Here is a 25,259-nt window from a genome sequence, read left to right on the forward strand (position 1 = left end):
CATATCGTGCTCATGTAGGGTCGCCGATACGCATTCATAAATCTCAACTTTCCAAAAAATGTTAACACCTGTCGATAATTATGTTAATTGCATAGTTTCTATGCGCTATGCTAAAATTGCATAGCCTTTATTGCGTTTTTGAGGACTGGATCGGTGTTGGCAAATCTGGAAGTTAAATGGCTGTATGATGTGATTGCTCTCGAGGAGTCACGCAGCTTTACCCTGGCGGCCAAAGCCCGCAATATCTCCCAGTCCTCGTTCAGCCGACGCATCCAGTCGCTCGAGGCTTCCCTCGGATTCAGCATCTTCGATCGCAGCGCCAACCCCCTGCAGTTGACCAATCGCGGGAAGATTTTTGTCGGCTATGCGCGAAATATGCTCGACGATATGGATTTTCAGATCAGCCGAATTAAAGGCTTAAATAACACCACGCAAAAAATAAGAATCGACGCCGCGCCTTCGCTGTCGGTGTTATTGCTGCCGGAAATTATCGCCGGTTACACCGACCGTAAAAATAAGACTTTTCATGTTGAATCGATTAACGTCAACGACGCCGTATTTAACCTGAAAGAGGGTAAAAGCGATTTTATCCTCTCCTTCTATAATGAAGAATTAATGAACTATCCGTTTATTAATCATAAAATTTTTGATTCCTACCTGCACCTGGTCTCCCCCTGCGACGAACATGGCCGGCCGCTGTTTCATTTACATCGCGGCGTGCTGCCGCTGATGAAATACGCCAACGACAGCTATATGGGGCGCCAGGTGAACCAGGTCATCGACCGCACGCCGGAGATCACCTTCTCCCTCACCTTTGTCTCTTCCATGAGCGAGCTGCTCAAGCGCATGATCCTCAATGGCGACGGCGTGGGCTGGCTGCCGCAGTACTCTATTCAGCGCGAGCTGGACGAAGGCCGTCTGACGATCCTCGATGAGAGCCTGTCGCTGCCGATCGGCGCCTGGCTCTACCGCTCCGGCTCGCGGCTTAACCAGGCCGCCGAACGTTTCTGGCAGTACATTAAAACCCGTAACGAAGCGCAGGATTAACTCTCTCAGCCGCTGATCCCCAGGTACGCCTTACGCACCTCCGGGTCGTTGAGCAGCGCCTGGCCGCTACCGCTCAGGCGGATTTGACCGTTCACCATCACATAGGCGCGGTCCGACAGGTTGAGGGCATGGCGGGCGTTCTGCTCCACCAGAAACAGCGTCATTCCCTGGGCCGTCAGCTCGCGCAGGATCTGAAATATCTGCTTCACCACCAGCGGCGCCAGCCCCAGGCTCGGCTCATCCAGCAGCAGCAGGCGCGGCCGGCTCATCAGCGCCCTGGCGATGGCCAGCATCTGCTGCTCGCCGCCGGAGAGGGTCATCGCCCGCTGTCCCCGCCGCTCTTCCAGCCGGGGGAACAGCTGGTACATCCGGGCCTTGTCCTCGGCCTGATAGCGGTTGCCGATGGCAATGGTCCCCATCAGCAGATTCTCCTCGACGGTCATATCGGGAAAAATGCGCCGCCCTTCCGGGGCTTGGGCGATGCCGTTGCTGGCGATAAAGTGGGTCGATTTCCGGCTGATCGCCTCCCCGCGATAGAAAATCTCCCCGCCGGCAATGCGCGGCTGGCCGAAGACCGACATCAGCAGCGTTGATTTACCGGCGCCGTTGGCGCCAATCAGCGCCACCGTCTCCCCCTCGTTGACGGTGAGGGAGACCTGCTTCAGGGCGTGGATCGGCCCGTAGAAGACATCCACCTCATCAAAGGCAAGCAGTGGCTGGCTCATCGGCGGGTCTCCTCTTCCTCAGCGCCAAGATAGGCGGCAATCACGCTGGCGTTGGCCTGGATCGCCTGCGGCGCGCCGCGGGCGATGACGTCCCCGTGGTCGAGCACGATGATATGATCCGAAATCTCCATCACCATCCCCATATCATGTTCGATCAATAGCACCGTGATGCCGTGCTGCTGACGCAGAAAGCGGATAATCCGGCTCAGCGCCTGGGTTTCCACCGGGTTGAGTCCGGCCGCCGGCTCATCCAGACAGATCATCTCCGGGCGGGTGCACATGGCGCGGGCGATCTCCAGCCGCCGCTGCTGTCCGTAGGAAAGCGTTCCCGCCAGACGGTTGGCACAGTCCACCATATCCACCACCTCCAGCCAGTAAAAAGCGCGATCCAGCGCCTGACTCTCCGCCTGCCGATAGCCGCGAGTATTGAGGATCCCGGCCAGCAGATGGCGGTTAACCTGGGTATGCTGGGCCACCAGCAGGTTCTCAATCACCGACATCTCGCGGAACAGGCGAATATTCTGGAAGGTACGCGCCAGGCCGGCGCGGTTCACCAGATGGGTGCCGCCGAACATCTTGTAATAGATCCGCCGCCCCAGCTGCGCCGGGTGGAGAAAATCGTCCGGGTGAAGCTTTTGCCCCAGCACCTGAATGACATCGGTGACCTTTTCCCGCGCCCGCAGCACGATGCTCCCCCCCGTCGCCCGATAAAAGCCGGTCAGGCAGTTAAATACCGTGGTTTTGCCCGCGCCGTTGGGGCCGATCAGGGCGGTGATCGACCCCCGCTCCACCTCCAGATTGACGTCATTCAGCGCTTTGATGCCGCCGAAATGCATCATCAGATGCTCAACGCGTAAGATGCTGTCGGTCATGGCGCGACTCCTTTTCGCCACGCTACCCCGCTGCGGCTGGTGCGCACCAGGCCGCGCGGCCGCCAGATCATCATCATCACCATCAGTACGCCAAACAGCAGCACGCGATATTCGTCAAACCCGCGCAGCAGCTCCGGGGTGACCGTCAGGACAAACGCCGCCAGCACCACCCCCAGGGTGGAGCCCATTCCTCCCAGCACCACAATCGCCAGGATCAGCGCCGACTCAAAAAAGGTGAACGACGTCGGGTTAACAAATCCCTGATAGCTGGCGAAGAACACCCCGGCGATGCCGGCGGTCGACGCGCCGAGCATAAACGCCGAGAGCTTGACCAGCACGTGGTTGAGCCCCATCGCCCGACAGGCGATCTCATCCTCGCGCAGCGCCTCCCAGGCGCGGCCGATGGGCATCCGCGTCAGGCGATGCTTCACCAGCAGCACCAGCATCACCACCAGGCACAGCACGGCGTAGAGAAAGATGAATTTCAGGTTGGGGTTGTAACTGACGTGGAAGAACTCATGGACGGGGATGCCGCCATCCTTAGCCCGGCGGGTAAATTCGAGGCCAAACAGCGTAGGGGACGGCACCGGTACGCCGTTAGGGCCGCCGGTGAAGCTCACCCAGTTGTTGAGCACCAGGCGGATAATTTCGCCAAAGCCGAGGGTGACGATAGCCAGGTAGTCGCCATGCATGCGCAACACCGGAAAGCCAAGCAATGCCCCGGCGAGGGCCGCCATCACCGCCCCCAGCGGCAGCATCGCCCAGAAGCCGAGCCCGAGGTACTGGTAGCCCAGCGCCAGGCCGTAGGCGCCGATGGCGTAAAACGCCACATAGCCCAGATCGAGCAGCCCCGCGAGGCCCACCACAATATTTAACCCCAGGCCAAGCAGAACGTAGATCAGCCCAAGGATGGCCACGGTCAGCAGATATTTTGTGGCGAGAAACGGAAAGACAATGGCCAGGCCCACCAGCATCGGCATTATCCAGCGCAGCCGCGAGCGGTAGCCCGGCGGCCGGACGTACACCCCGTCATCCGCCCCCTCAAAGCGGGCAATAAAGGCTTTTCCCCTGTGGCTCTGCAGCAGCAGGCTGAGCGCCAGCCTGCCGGCCATCACCACCGCCACCAGGATCGCCACCCGCGCGGGCGCGAGGGTAAAGCCATACCCTTTGAGCACCACGCCGACGATCGGGCCAAAGACAATTAATGCGCAAAGACCGGCCAGCACGCTGTCGATCAGCGCGCGTTTGATTTCCCGCGCAGGCTGGCGCGTCAGTTCACCCATAGAGCCCCCTCAGACCTTGGCCACCAGCGGACGACCCAGCAGCCCCTGCGGGCGAAAAATCAGGATCGCCACCAGCAGCGCAAAGGAAAAGACATCTTTGTAATCCGAATTCACCAGCCCGGCGAACTGGGCTTCGGCCACCCCAAGCAGCAGTCCGCCCAGCATCGCGCCCGGCAGCGAGCCAATCCCGCCCAACACCGCGGCGGTGAAGGCTTTGATGCCGATAATAAATCCGATGTAGAAGTCGAAGGTGCCGTAGTTCATGGTCACCAGCACCCCGGCCAGGCCGGCCATCGCCGCGCCGATGACAAACACCAGGGAGATCACCCGGTCGGTATTGATGCCAAGGATCGCCGCCATGCGCCGGTCCTGCTGGGTGGCACGGCAGATGCGCCCCAGCCGGGTGTACTGAATAATCCAGGTCAGGATCAGCATCCCCGCCAGCGCCGCGACGAGAATAAACACCTTGGTCCAGGTGATCTGCACCACCCCATCGCCCACCGTCATGCGCAGCGCGCCGCTGAGCAGCGTCGGGATCCCCTGCTGGTTCGGCCCCTGGCTCAGCTGGACATAGTTCTGCAGGATCAGCGACATCCCGATAGCCGAGATCAGCGGCGCCAGGCGCGTCGAGTTGCGCAGCGGCCGGTAGGCGATGCGCTCGATCGCCCAGCCGTACACGCCGGTGACCACGATGGTGAACACCAGGGTGGCGAAAATCAGCAGCGGAAAGGAGTGGATCCCGAAGAAAGAGAGCAGCGCCAGGCCGATGGCGCACAGGTAGGCGGAGACCATATACACCTCGCCGTGGGCGAAGTTGATCATGCCGATGATCCCATACACCATGGTGTAGCCGATGGCGATTAAGCCGTACACCGCCCCCAGCGTCAACCCATTGATCAGTTGTTGTAGAAAAAACGCCGTCATAGCCCCTCCAGCCGCCAGGCCGACGGCCGCCGGGATGGGTACCCGGTCGACCGCCGTCATGTGACGATTCGCAAGTCAAAAGGACAGAACGTCCTCAGGTCGTGGCCGATCAGAGCTGGTGATATTTGCCCTTGTCATCCCACTGATAGACCACGTAGTCGGACACCTTGAGGTCGCCTTTGCCATCCCAGGCTTTCTTGCCCATCACCGTCTCGACGTCGTGGTTCTTCAGCCAGTCGCTGGCTTTGGCGTTATCGGTGCCGACGGCGTTCCAGGCCGCGGCAATAGCCTGAATGGAGGCGTAGGCGTAGAGGGTATAGCCTTCTGGCTCAAAGCCGCTGGCGCGGAACTTCTCGATCACCGCTTTGCCTTCCGGGAGGGTGCGCGGGTCCTGACCAAAGGTCATCAGCACGCCGTTGGTGAACTGCGGCCCGCCGGCGGCCGTCACCAGCTCCTCGGTGACGATACAGTCGCCGGAGAAGAATTTAGCCTGCACTCCCTGCTCGCGCATCTGGCGCACCAGCGGGCCGGCCTCAGGGTGGCAGCCGCCAAAGTAGACCACGTCCGGCTTGAGGGCGCCGATCTTGGTCACCAGGGCGTTAAAGTCTTTTTCACCGCGGGAGAGGCCTTCGTACAACACTTCTTTGGTGCCCCGCTTCGCCAGCGCTGCGCGGGTGGCATCGGCCAGCCCCTGGCCATAGGTGTCTTTATCATGGATGACGGCAATTTTCTTCGCCTTCAGCACGTCCAGCATATAGTTGGCGGCAATCGCCCCCTGCTGATCGTCGCGACCACACATGCGGAAGAGATCCTTCATGCCGCGCTCGGTGATCTGTGGGTTGGTGGAGCCGGGGGTAATGGTCAGGATCCCGGCTTCGTCATACACCTCGGAGGCTGGCATCGTTGAGGAAGAGCAAAAGTGCCCCACCACGGCGGAGACTTTCGCTTCGTCCACCAGCCGGTTAGCCACCGCTACCGCCTGTTTCGGTTCGCACGCGTCATCCCCCTGCACCAGCACAATTTTTTCGCCTTTGATGCCGCCGGCGGCATTGATATCAGCCACCGCCTGCGAGGCCCCTTTCCAGTACTGGGCGCCGTAGGTAGCGTTGGGGCCGGTGAAGGGCCCGGCGACGCCGATCTTCACGTCAGCCTGGGCGTAAAAGGCCATGCTCATACAACCTGCTATCACAACATGAAGCGTCATTGTTTTCAGTTTCAAAGACATTCGGATATTCCTCAGCGATTTAGAGCCTGGCGTCATGGAATGACGCAGAAAATATCACTTACCGTGTGGTGCCGACGCAGGCGCAGCGCCAGGACGGCCAGGGTGGAAGAAGCAAAAATCCCGCCAGGTAGAGAGGGCGCGCCGGAGAGCGGACGCCCCGGTCGGTGCGCACGCGACGGCAACCCGTGCCGCATCCGGCAAGGGCGCATTCCCTTTCAGGTCAGGAGATTGGTTGCCATCACGTGGCGAGCCGGACAACGCGGTATCCGTACCGGCCCGTGAGCTAAACATAGATGCAGTTAGCGCTCGCTGCGCGCCAGCGTGGTGCAAAAATGCGAATATGATCAACAGTGGTGATTATTTTGTTGCGGTAATGTGAAGATGATAACAGGAGAGCCCGTTAAGGGCTCCCCTGTGGCCCGGCGGCCGCTCAGAGTTGGCTGGTGAACGTTCGGGAGATCACATCCTGCTGCTGCTCGCGGGTCAGCGCGTTAAAGCGGACCGCATAGCCAGAGACCCTGATCGTCAGATTCGGATACTGCTCCGGATGTTCTATCGCATCGAGCAGCTTTTCCCGGTTCAGCACATTGACGTTGAGATGCTGTCCCCCCTCCACCGTCTCCTCGTGATGGAAGTAGCCGTCCAGCAGCCCCACCAGGTTATTTTCCTGCGCCGACGGCGCTTTGCCGAGGGCCGCCGGCACGATGGAGAAGGTGTACGAGATGCCATCTTTGGCGTAGGTAAACGGCAGTTTCGCCACCGAGGTCAGCGACGCCACCGCCCCTTTGCGATCGCGGCCATGCATCGGATTGGCCCCCGGGGCGAACGGCGTCCCCGCCCGACGTCCGTCCGGCGTGTTGCCGGTTTTCTGCCCGTACACCACGTTGGAGGTGATGGTCAGGATCGACTGGGTCGGCACCGCCTGGCGCCAGGTGGGCAGCGCCTGAATTTTGCGCATAAAGCGCTCCACCAGGTCGCAGGCGATGGCATCGACGCGATCGTCGTTGTTGCCATACTGCGGATAATCCCCCTCAATGACAAAGTCCACCGCCAGCCCGTGATGGTCGCGTACCGGCTTCACCCGGGCGTACTTTATTGCCGACAGCGAATCCGCCGCCACCGACAGGCCGGCGATGCCACAGGCCATCGTGCGGTAAACGTCGCGGTCGTGGAGGGCCATCAGCGCCGCCTCGTAGCTGTATTTATCATGCATGCAGTGGATGATGTTCAGCGCGCTGATGTACTGCACCGCCAGCCAGTCCATAAAGTGGTCGAGGCTGGCCATCACGGTGTCGTAGTCCAGCACCTCATCGCGCAGCGGCGCGGTTTTCGGCCCCACCTGGATCTTCAGTTTCTCATCCATCCCGCCGTTAATTGCGTAGAGCAACGTTTTGGCCAAATTGGCGCGGGCGCCGAAGAACTGCATCTGCTTGCCGATGACCATCGGGCTGACGCAGCAGGCGATGGCGTAGTCGTCGCTGTGGAAATCGCTGCGCATCAGATCGTCGTTCTCATACTGCAGCGACGAGGTGGCGATAGAGACCCGGGCGGCGTATTTTTTAAACGCCACCGGCAGCGCCTGCGACCAGAGCACGGTCAGGTTGGGCTCCGGCGCCGGGCCCATGGTGTGCAGGGTATGCAGATAGCGGAAGGTGGTTTTGCTGACCAGGGTGCGACCATCCAGCCCCATGCCGCCCAGCACTTCCGTCGCCCAGATGGGATCCCCGGAGAACAGCGAATCAAATTCCGGGGTGCGCAGGAAACGCACCATGCGGATCTTCATGATGAAGTGGTCAATCAGCTCCTGGGCCTGCTCCTCATTCAGTAAGCCGGCGCGCAGATCGCGTTCAATATAGATGTCGAGGAAGGTGGCCGTGCGCCCCAGCGACATGGCGCCGCCGTTCTGCGACTTCACTGTCGCCAGGTAGGCGAAGTAGAGCCACTGTACCGCCTCACGGGCAGTGCGCGCCGGGTGGGAAATATCGCAGCCGTAGCGGGCCGCCATCTCCTCCATCTGCAGCAGCGCGCGCCGCTGTTCGGCCAGCTCTTCGCGCAGGCGCAGGGTGGCCTCCAGCGCCTCGCCGCGCTCCAGGGCTGGCTGCAGGTCGGCAAACTGCAGCTCACGTTCGCGGACCAGAAAGCGAATGCCGTACAGCGCCACGCGGCGGTAATCGCCGATGATCCGTCCGCGACCGTAGCCGTCCGGCAGCCCGGTCAGCACCCCGGATTTACGGCAGCGCAGCATATCCGGGGAATAGACGTCAAAAACGCCCTGATTGTGGGTCTTGCGCAGCGCCGTAAACTGATACTCAAAGTCAGGATCCATTTCGCGACCATAGGCCTCGAAGGCGCTTTTGATCATATTGATGCCGCCAAAGGGATGCAGAGCGCGCTTCAGCGGCTGGTCCGTTTGCAGGCCGACGATCTTTTCCAGCGGCTGGTTGATATAGCCCGCCGCGTGGGCGGTGATGGAGGTAGCGACATTGGTGTCGAAATCCACCGGCGCATGGGTGGCGTTCTCGACGCGGATCCCGGCCATCACTTGCTCCCAGAGGGCGGTGGTGGCCGGCGTCGCGTCGGCGAGGAAAGACTCATCGCCCTCGTAAGGGGTGTAGTTATGCTGAATAAAGTCGCGAACGTTAATCTGCGTTTGCCACGCCGTACCGCGAAAGCCCTGCCAGGCGTCGGCGTATTGTGCGTCGTGGGTGTCGATATCTACTTTCATGAACATCGTCTCTCTACAGAATAAAAAAATCAGGCCAGCGCCGCCGCGGTGTGGATCCGGCCTAAGCGGATCGCATCGAGGGCAATCATGCGCTCTTCATTGGTGGGGATAACCGCACAGCGCACCCGGCTGCCGTCGGCGGAGATCAGACGCTCACCGTCCGAATTGGGCTGCTGGTTGCGGGCGGCGTCCATCTCAAGGCCAAAGACCGCCAGCCGCTCGCTTACCAGCCGGCGGATTAGCACCGAGTTTTCGCCAATCCCGCCGGTAAAAATAATGCCGTCGAGACGCTGCAGCGCGGCGGCGTGGCCGGCGATATGGCGGGCGATGCGATGGACGAAGGTTTTGATCGCCAGGCGGGCGCGGGCATGGCCCTCATGCCAGGCCTGCTCCAGCACCCGCAGGTCGGAGGAAAGGCCGGAGATCCCCAGCAGGCCGGAGGCGGTGTTGGCCACCCGCTCCAGGTCACTGAGGGTCTGCCGGGTTTCCGCGGCAATCCACGCCATGGCGCCGAAGTCGACATCGCCGCTGCGGGTGCCCATCATCAGCCCCTCCAGCGGCGTCATCCCCATCGAGGTGTCTACGCTGCGGCCGTTGCGCACTGCGCAGACCGAGGCGCCATTGCCCAGGTGGGCGATCACCAGACCACTCTCCTGCTCCGGCAACCCGAGCAGCGCCAGGGCGCGCCGGGAGACATAGCGGTGCGAGGTGCCGTGGAAGCCATAGCGGCGCACCCCGAGGTTCTGGTAATACTCCCACGGCAGACCATAGAGAAAGGCTTCCGGGGCCAGGGTCTGGTGAAAGCTGGTATCAAAGACCGCCACCTGCATCACCTCCGGGAACAGCCGCTGCGCCGAGGCGATGCCGCTGAGGCTGGCGTAGTTATGCAGGGGGGCCAGGGACGACACCTGGCGAATATTGTCGATAACCTCCTCGCTGATAATGACCGACTCGGTGAAGAGGTCGCCGCCGTGGGCGACGCGGTGGCCAATCAGGGCCACGCTGCCGATGAGGTCGCGTTGGGCTAATGCCCCGGCAATCGCCTGGAGGGCGCCTTCGTAGCCGCGCGGCGCCAGCGCCACCGGTTTGCCGCCGTTAAGCGAGAGAGACGCCTGGTCTGCGTTGATGCCCTCGGCCACGCCGTTGAGCAGGCAGTCGCAGCTGGCGGCGTCCAGCACGGAAAATTTGATCGACGACGAGCCGCAGTTGATCACCAGAACTACCGGAAATTCAGTCATGTTGTACTCCGCGTGGCCTGAGCCGGATTAGAACAGTTTGTAAACGATGTTGAGGATGGTCAGCAGACCAATAGCGGTCACAAAGAGGTTGTCGAGACGGCCACGGTATTTGGCCAGCGAAGGCGCTTTACGAATGGCGTACATCGGCAGCAGACACAGCAGCGAGGCGATAATCGGCGCGCCCATGGCCTCAATCAGGTCGAGGATATTGGGGTTGGCATACGCCACCACCCAGGTCGAGCCCATGATGAACACCATGCTCAGGGTATTGAGCTTGCCGCTGGAGACGCGGGTTTTATCCCCTTTATAGCCGAAGCGCAGGATCAGCCCGTTCAGCCCCTCGAGGGTGCCGAGATAGTGGCCGAAGAACGATTTGAAGATGGCCACCAGGGCGATAATCGACGCGCCATATTCCAGCAGGGTGGCAAAGGTGGATTTAGTGCCCGACATCGAGGCAAAGTGATTCGCCAGATAGGAGAGCACCGGGATATTCTGCGCCTTGGCGTCCGCCATGTTCTGCGGCGAGAGGGTAAACAGGCAGCTGAAGGCGAAGAACATCACCACCGCCACCATCAGCATGCTGGCCCGGGAGATAATCTGCGAACATTTTTGTTCGGTGTACTCCCGGCCAAACTGCGCTTCATACTCTTCGCGTTTGGAGACCACAAACGAGGAGACGATCGGCGAGAAGTTGAAGGAGAACACCATAATGGAGATGCCCAGCCATACTGTCACCAGAATGCCGTCATGACCGGTTAAGGCGATATCGCTGAGGTTCACCTGGTCAATCACCGCGCTATTCCAGTAAGGGATCAGAGACAGGGAGATCACCACCAGGCTGGCGATAAACGGCCACACCAGATAGCTCATCACCTTGACCATCAGGTCTTTACCAAACCAGATGACAAACGCCATCAGCAGCAGCAGGAGCAGCGCCACCACCCCGCGGTTGAGGGCCGGCATCTGTAGCTGGTTCTCCCAGAAGGTCATGAAGGTATTGGTGATCGTGACGCCATAAATCCACAGCAGCGGGCAGATGGCGAAGAAGTACAGAAAGGTGATCACCACCCCGCCGGTTTTGCCAAAATGCTCTTCCACCGTTTCGGTGATATTGCCGGAGGGGTTAGCCCCCGACAGGCACAGCCGCGCCAGCGCCCGATGGCAATAGAAGGCAATGGGATAGGCCAGCACCAGCATCACCAGGATCGGGATCAGCCCGCCGAAGCCGGCGCGGATGGGGAAAAACAGTACCCCGGCGCCGATAGCGGTGCCAAACAGGCCCAGGGTCCAGGTGGTGTCAGATTTACGCCAGGACGAAAGGCTTGTCTGGCTGGATGCAATGCTCTCAGTCGTACTCATATCCTGTCCTCACTTCTGTATTGAATTAAGCGTCAACAAAACCCGTAATTTGCGAGACCCGCGAGAGATCGATATTGCCGCCGGAAATCAGGCTGACCGTTTTGCGGTTCTGGATATAGCTGTCTAATTTGCCGCTTAATAACGCGGCGCAGGCCAAGGCCCCGGCCCCTTCGGTGATCACTTTATTGCGCTGAATTAAGGCGACCATGCTCTGGCGAATGTCGTCCTCACTGACGAGGACGATGTCATCCACCAGCTGGCGGGCGATTTCATAGGTCAGTTTCCCCGGGCGGGCGACATCGCAGCCATCGGCTAAAGTGCCGGCGTGGCGATGGCTGGTGATCTCTCCGGCGTACCAGGAGGCGGCCATACCGTGAACATTCTCCGACTGCACGCCGATAATACGGATCGTCGGGTTAATGGATTTAATCGCAATCGCGATGCCGGCAATTAAGCCACCGCCGCCAATCGGCACGATGACATTATCCACGTCATACAGATCTTCTAATATTTCGAGACCGATGGTGCCCTGCCCGGCAATAACCTGCGGGTCGTCATAGGGGGGAATAAAAATACGGCCTTCAAGTTCAACAATATCGCTGGCTTTGGCGAGGGTATCGTTAAAATTATCGCCATGCAGCACCACCTCCGCCGAATAATCGCAGGTGGCGGCGACTTTCGATTTCGGCGCCCCTTTCGGCATCACCACTTTCCCGTCAATGCCGAGCATGGCGCAGGAGAGCGAGACGCCCTGGGCGTGGTTGCCCGCTGAGCAGGCCACCACCCCTTTGCGTTTTTCCGCCGCGGTTAACCCGCTGAGCTTATTAAAGGCGCCGCGAATTTTAAATGAGCCCGTGCGCTGCATATTTTCGAATTTAAGAAATATTTCCCCCTTGCAGCGTTCGCTAAAATAATTCGAGCGCGGCATACCCGTTTTATATATCTTTCCTGCCAGGCGTTGTTTCGCTTCGAGAATATCGTTAATCGATACCGGAAGATCGTAGGTAATATGCATGATGGCCTCTGTTTCTTAAGATAAAGTCAATAACCGGGCGTCATCCTGCTGATAACAGCGAGGATGGGTGTTGGGTTATTTAATAACTATCAGTCAGGCAATTTCTATTGGCTGCCAGTGGCGGTTGCCCTGCCCCGATGAATACTGTTTCGCCATCTCCACCAGCGACGCCGCCGCGGTTTTCAGCCGGTAATTTTTCGACCACACCGCCGCATAGCGCGCCACCGGCAAGGCCTCTTTAATGGGGATGGTGACAAACTGGCTCGAGCCGAACGGCGTGGTCATGTCGCAGGGAATGACCGTCAGAAAATCGGCATTGAGCACCAGGTTATAGATCGTCACCACCGAATCGGTATTGACGATATTTTCGCGGCGGATGCCGCTGCGCTGCAGGGTGGTCAGCAGTTCGCTGTAGTAACCCATATTGGTCTCCGGCAGCACCCACTGCTCGTGCTGGAGCGAGGCCAGGCGGACGGTGCCGTTGCCGATCCGCGCCCGGTTCGCCACCAACACAAACTCAGACTCAAACAGCGGCTCGACGTGCAGGTCCTGCAGCTTCATCTCATCGCTCAGCGTCCCGATGGCGAAGTCGAGGCGGCCGTCGCGGATTGCCGGCAAAAAGGCGGAGAGCTGCGCCTCATACATTGAGACCCGCGCCTTGGGGAAGGTCATTTTGAACTGATGCACCATCTCCGACATAAAGGTAAACCCCACCAGCGAGGGGAAACCAAAGGAGACATCCACTACCGTGCTGTTGGTCAGGGCATTCATTTCATTGACCATATTTTTCATTTCACGGGTGATTGTCTCTGACCAGTTAAGAAATACCTGCCCGGCCTCGGTGAGCGAGACGCCGGTATTTCGCCGAACGATTAACTCGCTGCCAAAATAGCTTTCCATGTCGCCAATGATTTTACTGACCGCCGGCTGAGTGAGTCCTAACGCTTTTGCTCCAGCCCCGATTGACCCGCTGCGGATCACTTCCTGGAAAACCACCAGATGCTGAGTTTTAGGCAGAGAAAAAGTATTCATCACGTCTCGCTTTCATTCCTTTGTTGACGGCGGAAAGTGTAACAAATCGCGATCACCGGGTTATGTGAGAGCTCTCACAAAGGCTCCGCCGCGGCGGATGAGCAAGAGTCACAAGTCAGAATAAATAAATTAAAATCAATACATTAAAAGCATCATGAACGCTATTTGCACGTCTTTTGCCGTGCCCGAATGCGGGGATAAAAATAATTGATGGCAATAACATCGACGGCAAAATGGCGATAAAAAATACGCCTTTTGCACGCTATTTGACCAACACTGTCAGGGTGAAAAGAAAGCCGAAAATTAAATTAATGCTGTAAAGAATAAAAAGCAGACGTAATCAACGCCCTTATTTAGCGACAAGTCGGTTTGGCATCACATTTTATCTGCGGCGAGCGGGAAAAGGGCACAGGCAATATTTACATCAAAGAAACATTATATTCACAATCTGGTTTTTCTTGTGCGGCGGACGGTGCGGCTTTTTCCGCCCTATCGCAGGCGGTCATACTTTGATTAAAATCAACCCTGGTAATTTATCTTTTACGGTGGCCGCTTGAGAGTCATTTGTGTTGCCGATCACAAATCCATAAAACAACCTTCCGGCTTTTCTTCCACCGCAACTGATTAACCAGCTTTTCACTATGCAAATGCAAATAACGTATTTGCCCTCCCCGCAGGCGCTCTGTAGTTTGAGCCAGGATCCCGGCGCTACTTTATCCGGGTCAGGACTTTATTATTCAGAGTGTTGAATTCCACCATGATTAAATTAACGCATCTTTGCAAAACCTATCCAGGCAGCGCCCAGCCGGCCATTCGCGACCTCAGTCTGGATATTGATCATGGCGAATTCTGCACCTTCGTCGGCCCGAGCGGCTGCGGAAAAACGACTATCCTGCGCATGATTAATCAGCTGGATATTCCCGACAGCGGCGACGTCTATATTCAGGGCGTCCGCCTCGCTGACGCTGATATTATCCAGGTCCGCCGCCAGATCGGCTTCGTGATGCAAAGCGCCGCGCTCTTTCCCCATCGTACCGTGGCGCAAAATATCGCCACCGTACCGCGGCTGGCGGGCTGGAGCAAAGCGCGGATCCGCGCGCGCATTGACGAACTGGTGGCGCTGATGTCGCTCGACAGCCATCTGCTGCACCGCTATCCGCATCAGCTCTCCGGCGGCCAGCAGGGACGCGTAGCCATCGCCCGCGCCATCGCCGCCGATCCGCCGATTTTACTGATGGATGAGCCCTTCGCCGCCATCGACCCGGTGGTCCGTGAACGCCTCCAGGACGAGCTGTTGCTGTTGCAGCAGCGGCTGCAGAAAACCATTGTACTGGTGACCCACGACATCAATGAAGCGATCCGTCTCGGCGATAAAATCGCCATTTTCCAGGAAGGCGGCTTGCTGGCGCAGTTTGATACCCCCGACCGTATTCTGGCCCACCCGGCAAGCGAGTTCGTGCGCCGCTTTATTGGTCCGGAACCCAATCTGAAGCGGCTGGGCATGATACAGGTCGGCCAGCTGCCGCGTCACGATGTCCCCCTGCTCGACGAAGCGCTAACGCCGATCGCCAGCGCCCATCCACCGCTGGCCAGCCCGCTGCGCCTGGTGCTTGACCGCCAGCGACGCCCGCTGCACTGGTTTGATCCGCTGCGGGGTCTCACCCTGCCGGTGGAGCGCCCGCTCGCCAGCAGCCACAGCCTGCGTTTTGCCTATAGCGCGCTGCTCGACGTGGCGACCGGCGTGCTGGTGCATGTGGATGGCGAAGGACAATACCAGGGGGCGGTGTCTCACGCCCTGCTGCAGCAAGTGCTCGACGGCGCGGTGGGAGTGAGACCTCATGATTGACTGGGGCTGGGTTATCGATAACCGCGCGATGATCGGCGATCTCCTCTGGCAGCATGCGCGGATGGTCCTGCTGGCGCTACTTTTCGGCTCCCTGCTCACCGGCGGCCTGTTAGCCATTACCCTGCGCTGGCCCGCGACGGCGCAGCCGCTCATCACCCTTTGCGGCGTGCTGTTTACCATTCCCTCGCTGGCGCTATTTATTTTATTGCTGCCGTTTACCGGGCTGTCGCTGACTACCTCGCTGATTGGCCTGACGCTGTACTCGTTGCTGATCCTGTTGCGCAACATGCTGGCCGGCATAGAAAAGCTGCCACAGGCGGCGCTGGAGTCGGCGCGGGCGCTCGGCTACACCCGGGGATTCCGCTTCTTCGATATCGAGCTGTGGCTGCTGCTGCCCTCCTTGTTTGCCGGGCTGCGCATTGCCTCGGTAACGCTGGTCGGCCTGGTCACCGTCACCGCGCTGATCGGCCAGGGCGGGCTGGGACAGCTGCTGCTGGCGGGTTTTAATCAGGACTTTCTGACGCCGATTATCGTCAGCCTGGTCCTGAGCCTGCTGCTGTCGCTGGTCTTTGACGGGCTGATCGCCCGTCTCGGCGACTGGCTAACGCCGTGGACGAAATGATGACACTGCTTCTCGCCACCTTTCACTGGTTGACCCAGCCGGAGCACTGGCTGGGCGACGAGGGCATCCTGCTGCGCCTGGGCCAACACCTTTATTACGTGCTGGTCAGCATGGCCGTGGCCTGCGCCATTGCCCTGCCGCTTGGTATCGCCCTTGGCTACTGGCGCAAAGGCGCCTTCGTGGTGATCAACCTGTTTAATCTTGGCCGCGCCATCCCTTCGTTAGGGCTGATTTTATTATGCATCATCGTTTTTGGCTTTAACGATATCCCGGTGCTGGCAGCGCTTATCGCGCTTTCTATTCCGCCGATTCTCACTAACACCTGGGTGGGGATTTATCACGCCGACCGCCCGCTGTGCGATGCGGCCATCGCGCTGGGCATGACCCCCTGGCAAAGCCTGTGGCAGTTGCGGATCCCGCTGGCGGCGCCGCTGATCCTCGCCGGAGTGCGCACCGCGCTGGTTCAGCTTATCGCCACGGCGGTGGTCGCAGCCTATGCCGGTCTGGGCGGGTTGGGACGATTTCTGATCGACGGACTCGGGCAACGGGATATCCCGCAGGTGATCGGCGGCTCGCTGGTGGTTTCCCTGCTGGCGATAGGTGGCGAACTGCTTTTCGCCCGCTGCGCCGGCCGCCTGGTTCATCGCCGTATTGCCGCGCCTTATTAGCGTGACACTGACATGACCCCAGCGCCTGGCGCTGATTAACCTGAAAATAAAAGAGGTATTATGAAGCAATTATTTGGCAAGGCCGTCACCGCCCGTCGATTTCGTCTCTCGTTGCTGGCCGCCGGGCTGTTCAGCCTGAGCGTTTACACCTATGCCGCCAGCGTCACGGTGGGCGGGGCCAACTTTACCGAAAGTTCCATTCTCGCCAACATCTACGCCAGCGCGCTAAAGAAAAATCATATCGAGGCCAACACCCGTCTCAACCTCGGCAACCGGGAAATTATTATTCCGGCGCTGCAGAGCGGTGAGATCGATATCGTTCCGGAATATCTTGGCGCCCTGCTCAATTTCTATAACGGCAAAACCGAGGCCACCAGCCAGCAGGACGTCAGCGCTGAGTTGGCTCAGGTCCTGCCTGCCGATTTCACTCTGTTGAACCCGGCCCCGGCCACCTCGATCACCGCCTGGGCGGTACGTTCCGAGACCGCGGAGAAATACCATCTGCGCACCCTCTCCGACCTGAAGCCCGTCGCCCCGCAGCTGGTGATCGGCGGACCGCCGGAGCTGGCGGTACGCGCCCTGGGCCTGCCGGGGCTGAAACGCGTCTATGGTCTTGAGTTCAAAGCGGTGAAATCGCTGGACATGGGCGGGCCGCTGACCCGGCTGGCGCTCAATTCGGGCAAAATCGACGTCGCGACGGTCGTCTCCACCCAGGGCAATCTGGCGAAGGAGAAATGGGTGGTTCTGGAAGATAATAAACATGAGCAACCGAGTCAGAACGTGGTGCCGCTGGTGCGCAAAGCCAGTCTGACGCCGGAGATCGGCGCCGTGCTCAATGAAGTCTCCGGCAAACTGGACAATGCCACACTGATTGCCCTCAACCAGCAGGTAGATCTTCAGCATAAAGATCCAGCGGCCGTCGCCGAACAGTGGGTTAATGCCAACCTATCCCAACACTGACCTTCACTCCGCCACGGATGGCGTTCAGCCGCGAGTCCACGCTATGTCTACCCGACACATGATCCTGAACCTGTTCTTTTATAACCCACAGGGGGATTACCGTTTCTCCTGGCGTCACCCTGACGCGCCTGAAGCGGACATATTTACCCTCAACTATTACGCCAGTCTGGCGCGCAAGGCCGAAGCGGCGACCCTCGACGCTATCTTTGTCGCCGACCATATCGCGGTGTGGGATACGGTGCCCAGCGGCCTGACCCACTACGCCAACGCCCGGCTTGAACCCCTGACGCTGCTCTCCGCCCTCGCCGCGGTGACGGAGCATATCGGCCTGATGGCCACCGCGTCCACTTCCTATAACGAACCCTATAACCTGGCTCGCTACTTTGCCTCGCTGGATTTGCTCAGCAATGGCCGGGCAAGCTGGAATGTGGTCACGTCGTGGCTGGAAGAAGAAGCAGCAAACTTCGGTCTGGAGCAGCTTCCCCGCCACGGCACGCGCTACCAGCGGGCCAATGAATTCATCGACGTGGTCACTCGCCTGTGGGATTCCTGGGAAGATGGCGCGGCGATCTTCGATAAAGCGCGCGGATTATTTGCCGATGCCGACAAGGTGCATCATCTCGAGTATCAGGGCGAGTACTTTCGCGTGCGCGGCCCGCTCAACGTCCCTCGCCCGCCGCAGGGCCATCCACTGCTGGTGCAGGCCGGCTCTTCGGAAGCAGGGAAAGCGCTGGCCGCCGCCTGGTCCGATATGCACTTCGTGTTTATTCACTCGATCGCCGAGGGGCTGGCCTATCGCGAAGAGATGAATCAACGGCTGCGCCAGCACGGGCGCGATCCGGCCCATTTCAAAATCATCGCCGGGGTCCTGCCGGTGGTGGTGAACTCCGACGAGGAGAAGGCGGCCCGCCAGCAGCTTAACGAACAGCTGATGAGCGACCAGATGGCTATCGATCTGCTCTCCTCTTATCTTCGAATGGATCTCAGCGCCCTGCCGAGGGACCAGCCCCTGCCGCCGCTCCCTGATGAAGAGAGCTTTGACGGCATCCGTACCGCGCTGAAGCTTATCCGCCAGTACGATCCGCGGCTCACTCTGCTGGAGTTGGGGAAGTTGTTATTACAGAGTTCTGATAGCTGGCTGCTGCTGGGCAGCGCCGAGGAGATTGCCGCCACCTTAACGGAGACCTGGCAGGCGGGCGCCGCCGATGGGTTCAACCTGATGTTCCCGCTGCTGCCGGGAGACTTTGACCGCTTTGTTGACCAGGTGGTGCCGCTTCTGCAGCGTAACGGCGTCATGCGTGACCGCTATCCGCCCGGCACCCTGCGTGAAAAGCTCGGTCTGCCGGCGGTGGCAAACCGCTTCACCGCCCCTTCCCGCCCCGCGTTACCGCCGACGCCGTAGTCTGCCATGACCCGCCCCGGCGCAGATCGCTGGCCGGGGCATTTTACCTATAGCTGGCTGACTCCCTGCGCCGCGGCCTCATCCCGCCACGCCAGCAGCGGAGCATAGGCCTCCCGCGACATATCGCTATAGCCGCAGATCAGCAAGGCGTCGCACAGGGAACGATAGCGCGCATCGCTCACTAACTGCTGGAGCGCCTCGCGCAGGCTGTTCAGCGTCGAAGCCGGGGTGGCGCTGGCAGTGATCAGCGGCAGCCCTGGCGCGTCCGGGCTCCAGCCGATCGCCACCAGTCCTGCCAGGGCCTGCGGCTGATGTCGCTGCAGCAGAGCGTAGGTCACACAGTCGATGGCGGCGATATCGGCGTTTTCCTGCTGCAGCTCGCGCAGCGATTGCCGATGGCTGCCGCTAAACACCACAGCCGAAAAAAATCGCCCCTCCCGCGAGAGCGGCGCGACCATTTTGCGCAGCACGTTGTAGCCGGACTGCGAGTGCTCGGCATTGCACACGGCCCGGCGGCCAAAAAAGTCCGCCAGCATCCGGTGACTATCCGCTTCGCGGACCACCAGCAGGCTGCGGTAGCGGCGCCCTTCGCAACCGGGCGCGGCGTAGTGGAAGCAGCCCACCGTCTGCACCTCCGGCAGCTGGGTCACCAGCGGATAGCCACAGGTCTGACTCAGCAACAGCCTCGGCTGACGCCAGTGGGCCAGCAGATCCTCGGGGTCATCCGCCGGCGGGTCCCCCGCCACCATCACGCCGCGTTCGGCCAGCAGCGACTGTACCGCCTGCCACAGAGCCTGGGTCTGTTGACGGTGGATGGCATACATCGGAAAGGTCATGCGTTCAGCCATGTTCTCCTCCCGCCTGCGCCTGCTCGCCAAAGCCCGGATGGGCGTTCACCGCCACCGCCCGGCGGCTAAAATGGCGTCGCCACTCACCGTACCCACGCACCAGGAACCCCTGATTACGCTGCAGATAGGCCGTCTGGCGATGCAGATACAGCTGACGTAAAGCGTACCAGGGAACCCCTGGCAGGTCATGATGCACCGCATGGTAGTTGAGATTGAGGAACAGCACTCGCCAGGGGAGCCCGGCCTCGTTGATCACCGAGCGGGCCAGCGGGTCATCCGCGGCCCGGTGTTCGAGAAAAGAGCGCACTTTGGTCAGGGCCAGCGCCGGGTAGCTCACCGCCAGCACAAACCACAGCGGGGATAAACCCTGCGCCGCCATCCAGGCCAGCAGGCCCGTCAGCAGCAACAGATGCAGGCTCCACATGGCGATGGCGCGGTGGTCGCCCTCGCGGAAAGCCCGAAGCGCGCTGCGCAGGGTGTGAACGATATCCATCAGCGGCGCCAGCAGCAGACGCCCCCAGAAGGTATTGCGCAGGTGGATAAGGCGGCGTTGCCAGGCTGAGAAGCGCTGCCAGCTTTCCGCGGTCACGTAGTACGATTCGGGATCATCCTCGGGGTGCGTCAGCAGATGGTTGCGATGGTGCGCCAGATGGCTGTCGCGATAGACGCCATAGGGATACCAGACCGCCAGCGGCAGCGTCCCCAGCAGCTGGTTAAACCATGCCAGCCGGGTGGGATGCCCATGGATCAGCTCATGCTGTAAGGACATATACCAGGCGGTAAACCAGATCAGCAGCAGCGTGGCCGGAAACAGGCCCAGCGTCCGCCAGCCCGCCACGCAGGCAAACCAGCCGCCGTAAACCGTCACCAACAGCAGCCAGGTCGGCAGCTCGCTGCGCCACAGCCAGCTGCGCGCCAGCTGGCGGATCAGGATGCGCTGTTGGTCATCCACATAGACAGCCGTCTTCTTTTCCGTCACTTCCGATACCTTGCCGTGTTGCCTCATTCCCTCCGAAGATGTGAGATAACACGTTAAATAACAAAGTATTTAATTTACTTAGCTTTGCCAAAAAGCGCGTTTGTATTTACCGCTTTCATCAACACCTGAAACTGCGGATTAAATTCGTCAAAGATCGGCAGCGCAGCGGCGCCCAGCGCGGCGGTATCGGTGCCGGTCATCCCCATTTTGACACGCTGGGCCGGCAGGTAACGCCCGCGGACGGACTGATACAGCGGCGGCAGACGCGCCAGCACTCTCTCCAGCAGCGGGGCGGGCATCATGCCGCCCACCACTACCGTCTCGGCATCGAAGACGCACTCCAGCAAATTGATCGCCTGACGCAACGGCGCCAGGATGCTGGTGATCCACTGGTCGAAAAGCGCAGCGTCCACCGACAGCAGATCCTCCGGCAGGGCGCGATAGGGATCGAGGCCGCAAAACTCATAGGCCGCCTGCAGGGAAACATAGCGCTCAAGACATCCCTCATTCCCGCAATAGCAAGGGCGACCATTCGGCGCGACCACAATATGCCCGACCTCGCCGGCGTTATGAGCATGGCCGGTATACACATGACCATCGGTAAAAATTCCGGCGCCCAGACCAGTGCCTATGTAGAGATAGACAAAGGAGTTGAGCTGCCGCGCCACGCCGTGAAAGCGTTCGCCAATGGCGGCCACCGTGGCGTCGTTTTCGAGGGTCACCGGCAGGCCGCTCAGTCGCCCGAGCTCCGCTGCTACGTCTACCCCTTCCCAGCCGTTAAGCGTCGTGGGTCCCGTCGACGAAATCCCTTCCACGCCAAAGGGCCCCGGCATCACAACCCCCATCCCCAGCACCCGCGACCAGTCCAGCGCCGGCAGCGCACGGATCTCATCCAGCACCTCAGCGAGGCGGGCAAAGGTCGCACCAGGCTGGGGCTTTTGCACCAGAATGAGTCGGCGAAAATGGACCTCGCCAGTCAGATCCACCAGCACCACAATCAGCGTCTGATGATCAAGATGGATGCCAATCGACCAGGCGCTGGCGGGATTGAGGCTCACCGGCACCGCTGGCTGTCCCCGGCCGCTGGCGCGCCGCGGTTGGTGGCTGGTCAGGAGATCCATCTGCTCCAGCTCCGCCACAATATTCGACACGGTCTGCGGGGTCAGCGCGGTCAGCCGCGCCAGCTCGGCGCGGGTCAGCTCGCCATGTAAACGCACCGCCTCAATGATCACCCGGCGGTTATGCACCCGGGCATGTTCAAGGTTTGTACCTGATGTTTTCATCGTTTCCCTTCCAGGCTGGACTGGTGAAATTTTAGCCGGCATCACAGATCTGACAACGACCCGCGCAGGCGAGCCTTCGCGATGGCATACCCTTTGCTACGCTTAGTCCCAGGGCCACTCGGGAGATGTTGCCGATAGTGTCGCCCTGATTAAATCAATCAAATTGATTTAATAAATCATAACCCCTTTCAGTACAGCACAGCGGAGAGCAAAGATGAAATACCACAGCGCACTACGGGTCAACGCCTGTCTGCTGGCGATGCTCGTTATCAGTGGGAGCGTCAGCGCAGCGACCCAGATTAATGCCCTGTTTATGACCCAGGCGGCCTATAGCGAAAACGACATTCGCGCGATGACCAGCGATTTCGAAAAGCAACATCCTGATGTGAAGGTCAACCTCGAATTCGTTCCCTACGAAGCGCTGCACGACAAGATCGTCGCCGCCCGCGGCGCGGGGGGTAACGGCTACGACGTGGTGCTGTTCGACGCGATCTGGCCGGCGGAGTTTAGCCGCTTCGATCTGCTGCAGGATGTCTCTTCACGAATTGCCCCAGACGAGCGTGAGAAGATTTTCCCCGGGGCGATGAATACCGTGGTGTATCAAGGCAAAACCCTCGGCATGCCGTGGATCCTCGACACCAAATATCTGTACTACAACAAAGCCATGCTGGACAAAGCAGGGATCAAAACGCCGCCAGTCAGCTGGCAGCAGGTGATGGACGACGCTAAAGTGCTTAAGGACAAAGGGATCGTTAAATATCCGCTGGTGTGGAGCTGGTCGCAAGCGGAAGCGCTGGTCTGTGATTACACCACCCTCGTCTCCGGCTTCGGCGGGAGCTTCTACCAGAACGGCAAGCTCGATTTTTCGACGCCCGCCTCGCTGAAAGCGGTCACGCTGATGAAAACCTCGCTCGATCAGGGGCTGAGCAACCCGGCATCACGTGAATACCTTGAGGAAGATGTGCGTAAGGCTTTCTCCAATGGCGACGCCGCCTTTGCGCTCAACTGGACCTATATGTACAACATGGCCAACGATCCGAAACAGAGTAAAGTCGCAGGTGATGTTGGCATTGTCCCCGCCCCAGGCGATACCCCGGATAAACCCGGCGCTGTCAACGGTTCAATGGGGCTGGGCATCGCCAAAGCCAGTCAGCATTCGGAAGAGGCCTGGCAGTATATTCACTACCTAACCTCCCAGCCGGTACAGGACAAGTATGCCAAACTGAGCCTGCCGGTATGGAAAGCCTCGTACCAGGATCCTGCCGTTGCCAAAGGCCAGGAGAGCCTGATCGCCGCCGCCGACAAGTCGTTGAACGTGATGCTCTCTCGCCCCGAAACGGCAGATTACTCGCGCCTGTCAAACACCCTGCAACAGCAGCTTCAATCGGTACTGCAGGGTAAAGCCACGCCCGACGTCGCCCTCAAGGCGGTCGACACCAGCGCGGCCCGTCTGCGTTAAGGAGGCGTGATGCTGAGTCTGCAACGACGCGAGCATCGTCAGGCATGGGTGCTGTTAGCGCCCATGCTTATCGCGATGTTTATCCTCACTGCGTGGCCGCTGGCGCGCACCCTGTGGCTGAGTTTCACTGATACTGCGCTGGCGGGAAGCGGCGAGGCGACCCACTACGTCTGGCTGGATAATTATCTTTATGCCCTGACCGACCCGGACTTTCGCGCCGCCTTCGCGCGAACGCTCTATTTCACCGTGGTCTCGGTGGCGATTGAGGGGGCGATCGGCGTACTGGTGGCGCTGTTGTTGAATCAGCGTTTTGTCGGGCGCAATGTCCTGCGGGTGCTGGTGATCCTGCCGTGGGCGTTGCCGACGATCGTCAACGCCATGATGTGGCGGCTTAACTTTAATCCCGACTACGGCAGCGTTAACGCCCTGCTCAGCCAGCTGGGGCTGATTGACAGCTATCGCAGTTGGCTGGGCTCGCCGGATTCTGCGCTGCACGCGGTGATGCTGGCGGATATCTGGAAAAACTACCCGCTGGTCACTCTGCTGGTGCTGGCCGCGCTGCAGTCCGTCCCCGACGATCTGTACGAGGCGGCGCGGCTCGACGGCGCCTCCGCCTGGCGGCGCTTTCGCGCCATTACCTTTCCGGCCATTGTGGGCCCCCTTGGCGTCGCGCTGGTGCTACGCACCATTGATGCCTTCAAAGTGTTCGACATTATCTATGTTATGACCCGCGGCGGCCCGCTGGACAGTACCAAAACGCTGAGCTTTTTTGTCTATCAGGAGTCATTCAGCTATCTGCACGCCGGCAGCGGCGCGGCCTACGCCATGCTGATGAGCCTGATGTGCGCCGTACTGATCGCCCTGTATCTGTTTTTGCTGCTGCGTCAGCGGCGCCGGAGTATTGATGATGAAGCGTAAAGGGTACATCGTGCTGCGTTACATGGCGGCGCTGGCGGTGGCGGTCTCGATCCTCGCCCCGATGCTGTGGCTATTTTTGATGAGCGTCAGCACCACCGCGGACCTCACCCGCGTCCCGCTGGCGTGGATCCCGCGGCAGTGGGACTTTAGCCGCTATGGCCATCTGCTGTCGCTGGCCCCTGGCGAACCCGGGGCGCTGTTTCTCCCCGCGCTGGGCAACAGCGTGCTGGTGGCCGCTGGCGCGACGCTGGTCTCGTTGTTGCTGGCGATCCCCGCCGCCTTCAGCTTTTCTCGCTACCCCGGACGCGACGGCTGGCTGTACGCCGGCCTCGGCATCTATATGGTGCCGCCCGTAGCCTTTGTGCTGCCGCTCTATTTTATTCTCGAACACTTTGGCCTGCTCAACACCCGCAGCGGACTGGTGCTGGTCTATTGCTCGCTGATCGTGCCGTTTCTGACGTGGATGGTAAAAAACCAGTTCGATACCCTACCGCAGGATATCGAACAGGCGGCACGGCTTGACGGTCTGCGCATCTGGCAAGTCTTGCTGCGCATCACCCTGCCGCTGGCGAAACCGATGCTTGGCGCCGCCGCGCTGTTCGGTTGGCTGCTGGCGTGGGATGAGTTTTTCTATGCGCTACTGTTTACCAGCAACCTCGCCGCCCAAACGCTGCCGGTGACCATCGCCGGCTTCACCGCCGGCCGCGCCACCGATGACGGACTGGTGGCGGCGGTAGGCATACTCGCCTCAGTCCCTCCGCTGCTGATTGCAATCTGGTTGCAAAAATCGCTGGTCAGTGGCCTCACCAACGGGGGAAGTAAAGGATAA

General features: G+C 60.0%; 24 protein-coding genes. 11 read left to right on the forward strand and 13 right to left on the reverse strand.

All coding sequences use genetic code 11. From position 1 onward, the window contains the following. Positions 1–153: 153 nt before the first annotated feature. Positions 154–1,047 carry a LysR substrate-binding domain-containing protein gene (locus GQR96_RS14905; RefSeq protein WP_069135313.1) on the forward strand — a complete coding sequence of 298 codons (894 nt, stop codon included), beginning with the start codon at positions 154–156 and terminating at the stop codon, positions 1,045–1,047. Between the two features lie 5 nt (positions 1,048–1,052). Here GQR96_RS14905 and GQR96_RS14910 read toward each other — a convergent pair whose 3' ends face one another. The 5 genes from GQR96_RS14910 to GQR96_RS14930 all read right to left on the reverse strand — a co-directional run bounded on the left by GQR96_RS14910 (position 1,053) and on the right by GQR96_RS14930 (position 6,019). Continuing rightward, complete coding sequence (locus GQR96_RS14910; protein WP_032456283.1) at positions 1,053–1,772, reverse strand: ABC transporter ATP-binding protein; 720 nt, start codon at positions 1,770–1,772, stop codon at positions 1,053–1,055. Beyond that, entirely contained in the window at positions 1,769–2,644 is an 876-nt protein-coding gene (locus GQR96_RS14915; RefSeq protein ID WP_004203255.1) for an ABC transporter ATP-binding protein, read from the reverse strand. The genes GQR96_RS14910 and GQR96_RS14915 overlap by 4 nt, the downstream gene beginning before the upstream one ends. Continuing rightward, the gene (gene livM / locus GQR96_RS14920; protein WP_236948513.1) at positions 2,641–3,927 is read right to left on the reverse strand and encodes a high-affinity branched-chain amino acid ABC transporter permease LivM; all 1,287 of its coding nucleotides are present in this window, start codon (positions 3,925–3,927) and stop codon (positions 2,641–2,643) included. The genes GQR96_RS14915 and livM overlap by 4 nt, the downstream gene beginning before the upstream one ends. 9 nt (positions 3,928–3,936) lie before the next feature. Then, positions 3,937–4,851: an ABC transporter permease subunit gene (locus tag GQR96_RS14925; RefSeq protein ID WP_017899862.1), complete on the reverse strand. Its 915-nt coding sequence runs from the start codon at positions 4,849–4,851 to the stop codon at positions 3,937–3,939. A 109-nt stretch (positions 4,852–4,960) separates the two neighbouring features. After that, complete coding sequence (locus GQR96_RS14930; protein ID WP_025999207.1) at positions 4,961–6,019, reverse strand: branched-chain amino acid ABC transporter substrate-binding protein; 1,059 nt, start codon at positions 6,017–6,019, stop codon at positions 4,961–4,963. 289 nt (positions 6,020–6,308) lie between these two features. Here GQR96_RS14930 and GQR96_RS14935 point away from each other — a divergent pair, with 289 nt between their 5' ends. Continuing rightward, a complete protein-coding gene (locus GQR96_RS14935; RefSeq protein ID WP_032425919.1) occupies positions 6,309–6,455 on the forward strand; it encodes a hypothetical protein in 147 nt (48 codons plus the stop codon). A 51-nt stretch (positions 6,456–6,506) separates the two neighbouring features. Here GQR96_RS14935 and pflB read toward each other — a convergent pair whose 3' ends face one another. The 5 genes from pflB to tdcA all read right to left on the reverse strand — a co-directional run bounded on the left by pflB (position 6,507) and on the right by tdcA (position 13,445). Continuing rightward, on the reverse strand, positions 6,507–8,801 hold the full coding sequence (gene pflB, locus GQR96_RS14940; protein ID WP_069734116.1) for a formate C-acetyltransferase: 2,295 nt from the start codon (positions 8,799–8,801) through the stop codon (positions 6,507–6,509). 29 nt (positions 8,802–8,830) lie between these two features. Continuing rightward, positions 8,831–10,039: a propionate kinase gene (gene tdcD, locus GQR96_RS14945; RefSeq protein WP_017899865.1), complete on the reverse strand. Its 1,209-nt coding sequence runs from the start codon at positions 10,037–10,039 to the stop codon at positions 8,831–8,833. A 27-nt stretch (positions 10,040–10,066) separates the two neighbouring features. Beyond that, positions 10,067–11,398, reverse strand: a complete 1,332-nt coding sequence (tdcC, locus tag GQR96_RS14950; RefSeq protein ID WP_004203264.1) for a threonine/serine transporter TdcC — start codon at positions 11,396–11,398, stop codon at positions 10,067–10,069. Between the two features lie 25 nt (positions 11,399–11,423). Next, positions 11,424–12,413, reverse strand: coding sequence for a bifunctional threonine ammonia-lyase/L-serine ammonia-lyase TdcB (tdcB, locus tag GQR96_RS14955; protein WP_004203265.1), 990 nt, complete (start codon positions 12,411–12,413; stop codon positions 11,424–11,426). 93 nt (positions 12,414–12,506) lie between these two features. Continuing rightward, entirely contained in the window at positions 12,507–13,445 is a 939-nt protein-coding gene (gene tdcA, locus GQR96_RS14960; RefSeq protein ID WP_004203266.1) for a transcriptional regulator TdcA, read from the reverse strand. A gap of 176 nt (positions 13,446–13,621) precedes the next feature. Here tdcA and GQR96_RS14965 point away from each other — a divergent pair, with 176 nt between their 5' ends. The 6 genes from GQR96_RS14965 to GQR96_RS14990 all read left to right on the forward strand — a co-directional run bounded on the left by GQR96_RS14965 (position 13,622) and on the right by GQR96_RS14990 (position 18,943). Continuing rightward, on the forward strand, positions 13,622–13,765 hold the full coding sequence (locus tag GQR96_RS14965) for a hypothetical protein (RefSeq protein WP_043520518.1): 144 nt from the start codon (positions 13,622–13,624) through the stop codon (positions 13,763–13,765). A gap of 437 nt (positions 13,766–14,202) precedes the next feature. Then, a complete protein-coding gene (locus GQR96_RS14970) occupies positions 14,203–15,291 on the forward strand; it encodes an ATP-binding cassette domain-containing protein (protein WP_065904538.1) in 1,089 nt (362 codons plus the stop codon). After that, positions 15,284–15,913 carry an ABC transporter permease gene (locus tag GQR96_RS14975; RefSeq protein ID WP_004203268.1) on the forward strand — a complete coding sequence of 210 codons (630 nt, stop codon included), beginning with the start codon at positions 15,284–15,286 and terminating at the stop codon, positions 15,911–15,913. The genes GQR96_RS14970 and GQR96_RS14975 overlap by 8 nt, the downstream gene beginning before the upstream one ends. Then, complete coding sequence (locus tag GQR96_RS14980) at positions 15,913–16,581, forward strand: ABC transporter permease (protein WP_065904537.1); 669 nt, start codon at positions 15,913–15,915, stop codon at positions 16,579–16,581. The genes GQR96_RS14975 and GQR96_RS14980 overlap by 1 nt, the downstream gene beginning before the upstream one ends. A gap of 60 nt (positions 16,582–16,641) precedes the next feature. Continuing rightward, complete coding sequence (locus tag GQR96_RS14985) at positions 16,642–17,541, forward strand: ABC transporter substrate-binding protein (protein ID WP_065904536.1); 900 nt, start codon at positions 16,642–16,644, stop codon at positions 17,539–17,541. A 58-nt stretch (positions 17,542–17,599) separates the two neighbouring features. Continuing rightward, on the forward strand, positions 17,600–18,943 hold the full coding sequence (locus GQR96_RS14990; protein WP_223171748.1) for an LLM class flavin-dependent oxidoreductase: 1,344 nt from the start codon (positions 17,600–17,602) through the stop codon (positions 18,941–18,943). A 47-nt stretch (positions 18,944–18,990) separates the two neighbouring features. Here GQR96_RS14990 and GQR96_RS14995 read toward each other — a convergent pair whose 3' ends face one another. The 3 genes from GQR96_RS14995 to GQR96_RS15005 all read right to left on the reverse strand — a co-directional run bounded on the left by GQR96_RS14995 (position 18,991) and on the right by GQR96_RS15005 (position 22,053). Beyond that, complete coding sequence (locus tag GQR96_RS14995; protein WP_004203279.1) at positions 18,991–19,791, reverse strand: phosphate/phosphite/phosphonate ABC transporter substrate-binding protein; 801 nt, start codon at positions 19,789–19,791, stop codon at positions 18,991–18,993. Further along, positions 19,784–20,770, reverse strand: coding sequence for a fatty acid desaturase (locus GQR96_RS15000; RefSeq protein ID WP_074384497.1), 987 nt, complete (start codon positions 20,768–20,770; stop codon positions 19,784–19,786). Before GQR96_RS15000 ends, GQR96_RS14995 begins: the two co-directional genes overlap by 8 nt. A gap of 74 nt (positions 20,771–20,844) precedes the next feature. Further along, complete coding sequence (locus GQR96_RS15005) at positions 20,845–22,053, reverse strand: ROK family transcriptional regulator (protein ID WP_004203282.1); 1,209 nt, start codon at positions 22,051–22,053, stop codon at positions 20,845–20,847. A gap of 214 nt (positions 22,054–22,267) precedes the next feature. On the opposite strand from GQR96_RS15005, the gene GQR96_RS15010 reads away from it, so the two are divergent. The 3 genes from GQR96_RS15010 to GQR96_RS15020 are packed head-to-tail and all read left to right on the forward strand — an operon-like array spanning position 22,268 to position 25,259. Next, positions 22,268–23,512, forward strand: coding sequence for an extracellular solute-binding protein (locus GQR96_RS15010; RefSeq protein ID WP_017899870.1), 1,245 nt, complete (start codon positions 22,268–22,270; stop codon positions 23,510–23,512). 9 nt (positions 23,513–23,521) lie between these two features. Then, complete coding sequence (locus GQR96_RS15015; RefSeq protein WP_065904532.1) at positions 23,522–24,430, forward strand: carbohydrate ABC transporter permease; 909 nt, start codon at positions 23,522–23,524, stop codon at positions 24,428–24,430. Next, positions 24,420–25,259: a carbohydrate ABC transporter permease gene (locus GQR96_RS15020; RefSeq protein ID WP_004203287.1), complete on the forward strand. Its 840-nt coding sequence runs from the start codon at positions 24,420–24,422 to the stop codon at positions 25,257–25,259. Before GQR96_RS15015 ends, GQR96_RS15020 begins: the two co-directional genes overlap by 11 nt.

Source organism: Klebsiella sp. PCX (genome assembly GCF_021869705.1).
Classification (GTDB): domain Bacteria; phylum Pseudomonadota; class Gammaproteobacteria; order Enterobacterales; family Enterobacteriaceae; genus Klebsiella; species Klebsiella quasipneumoniae.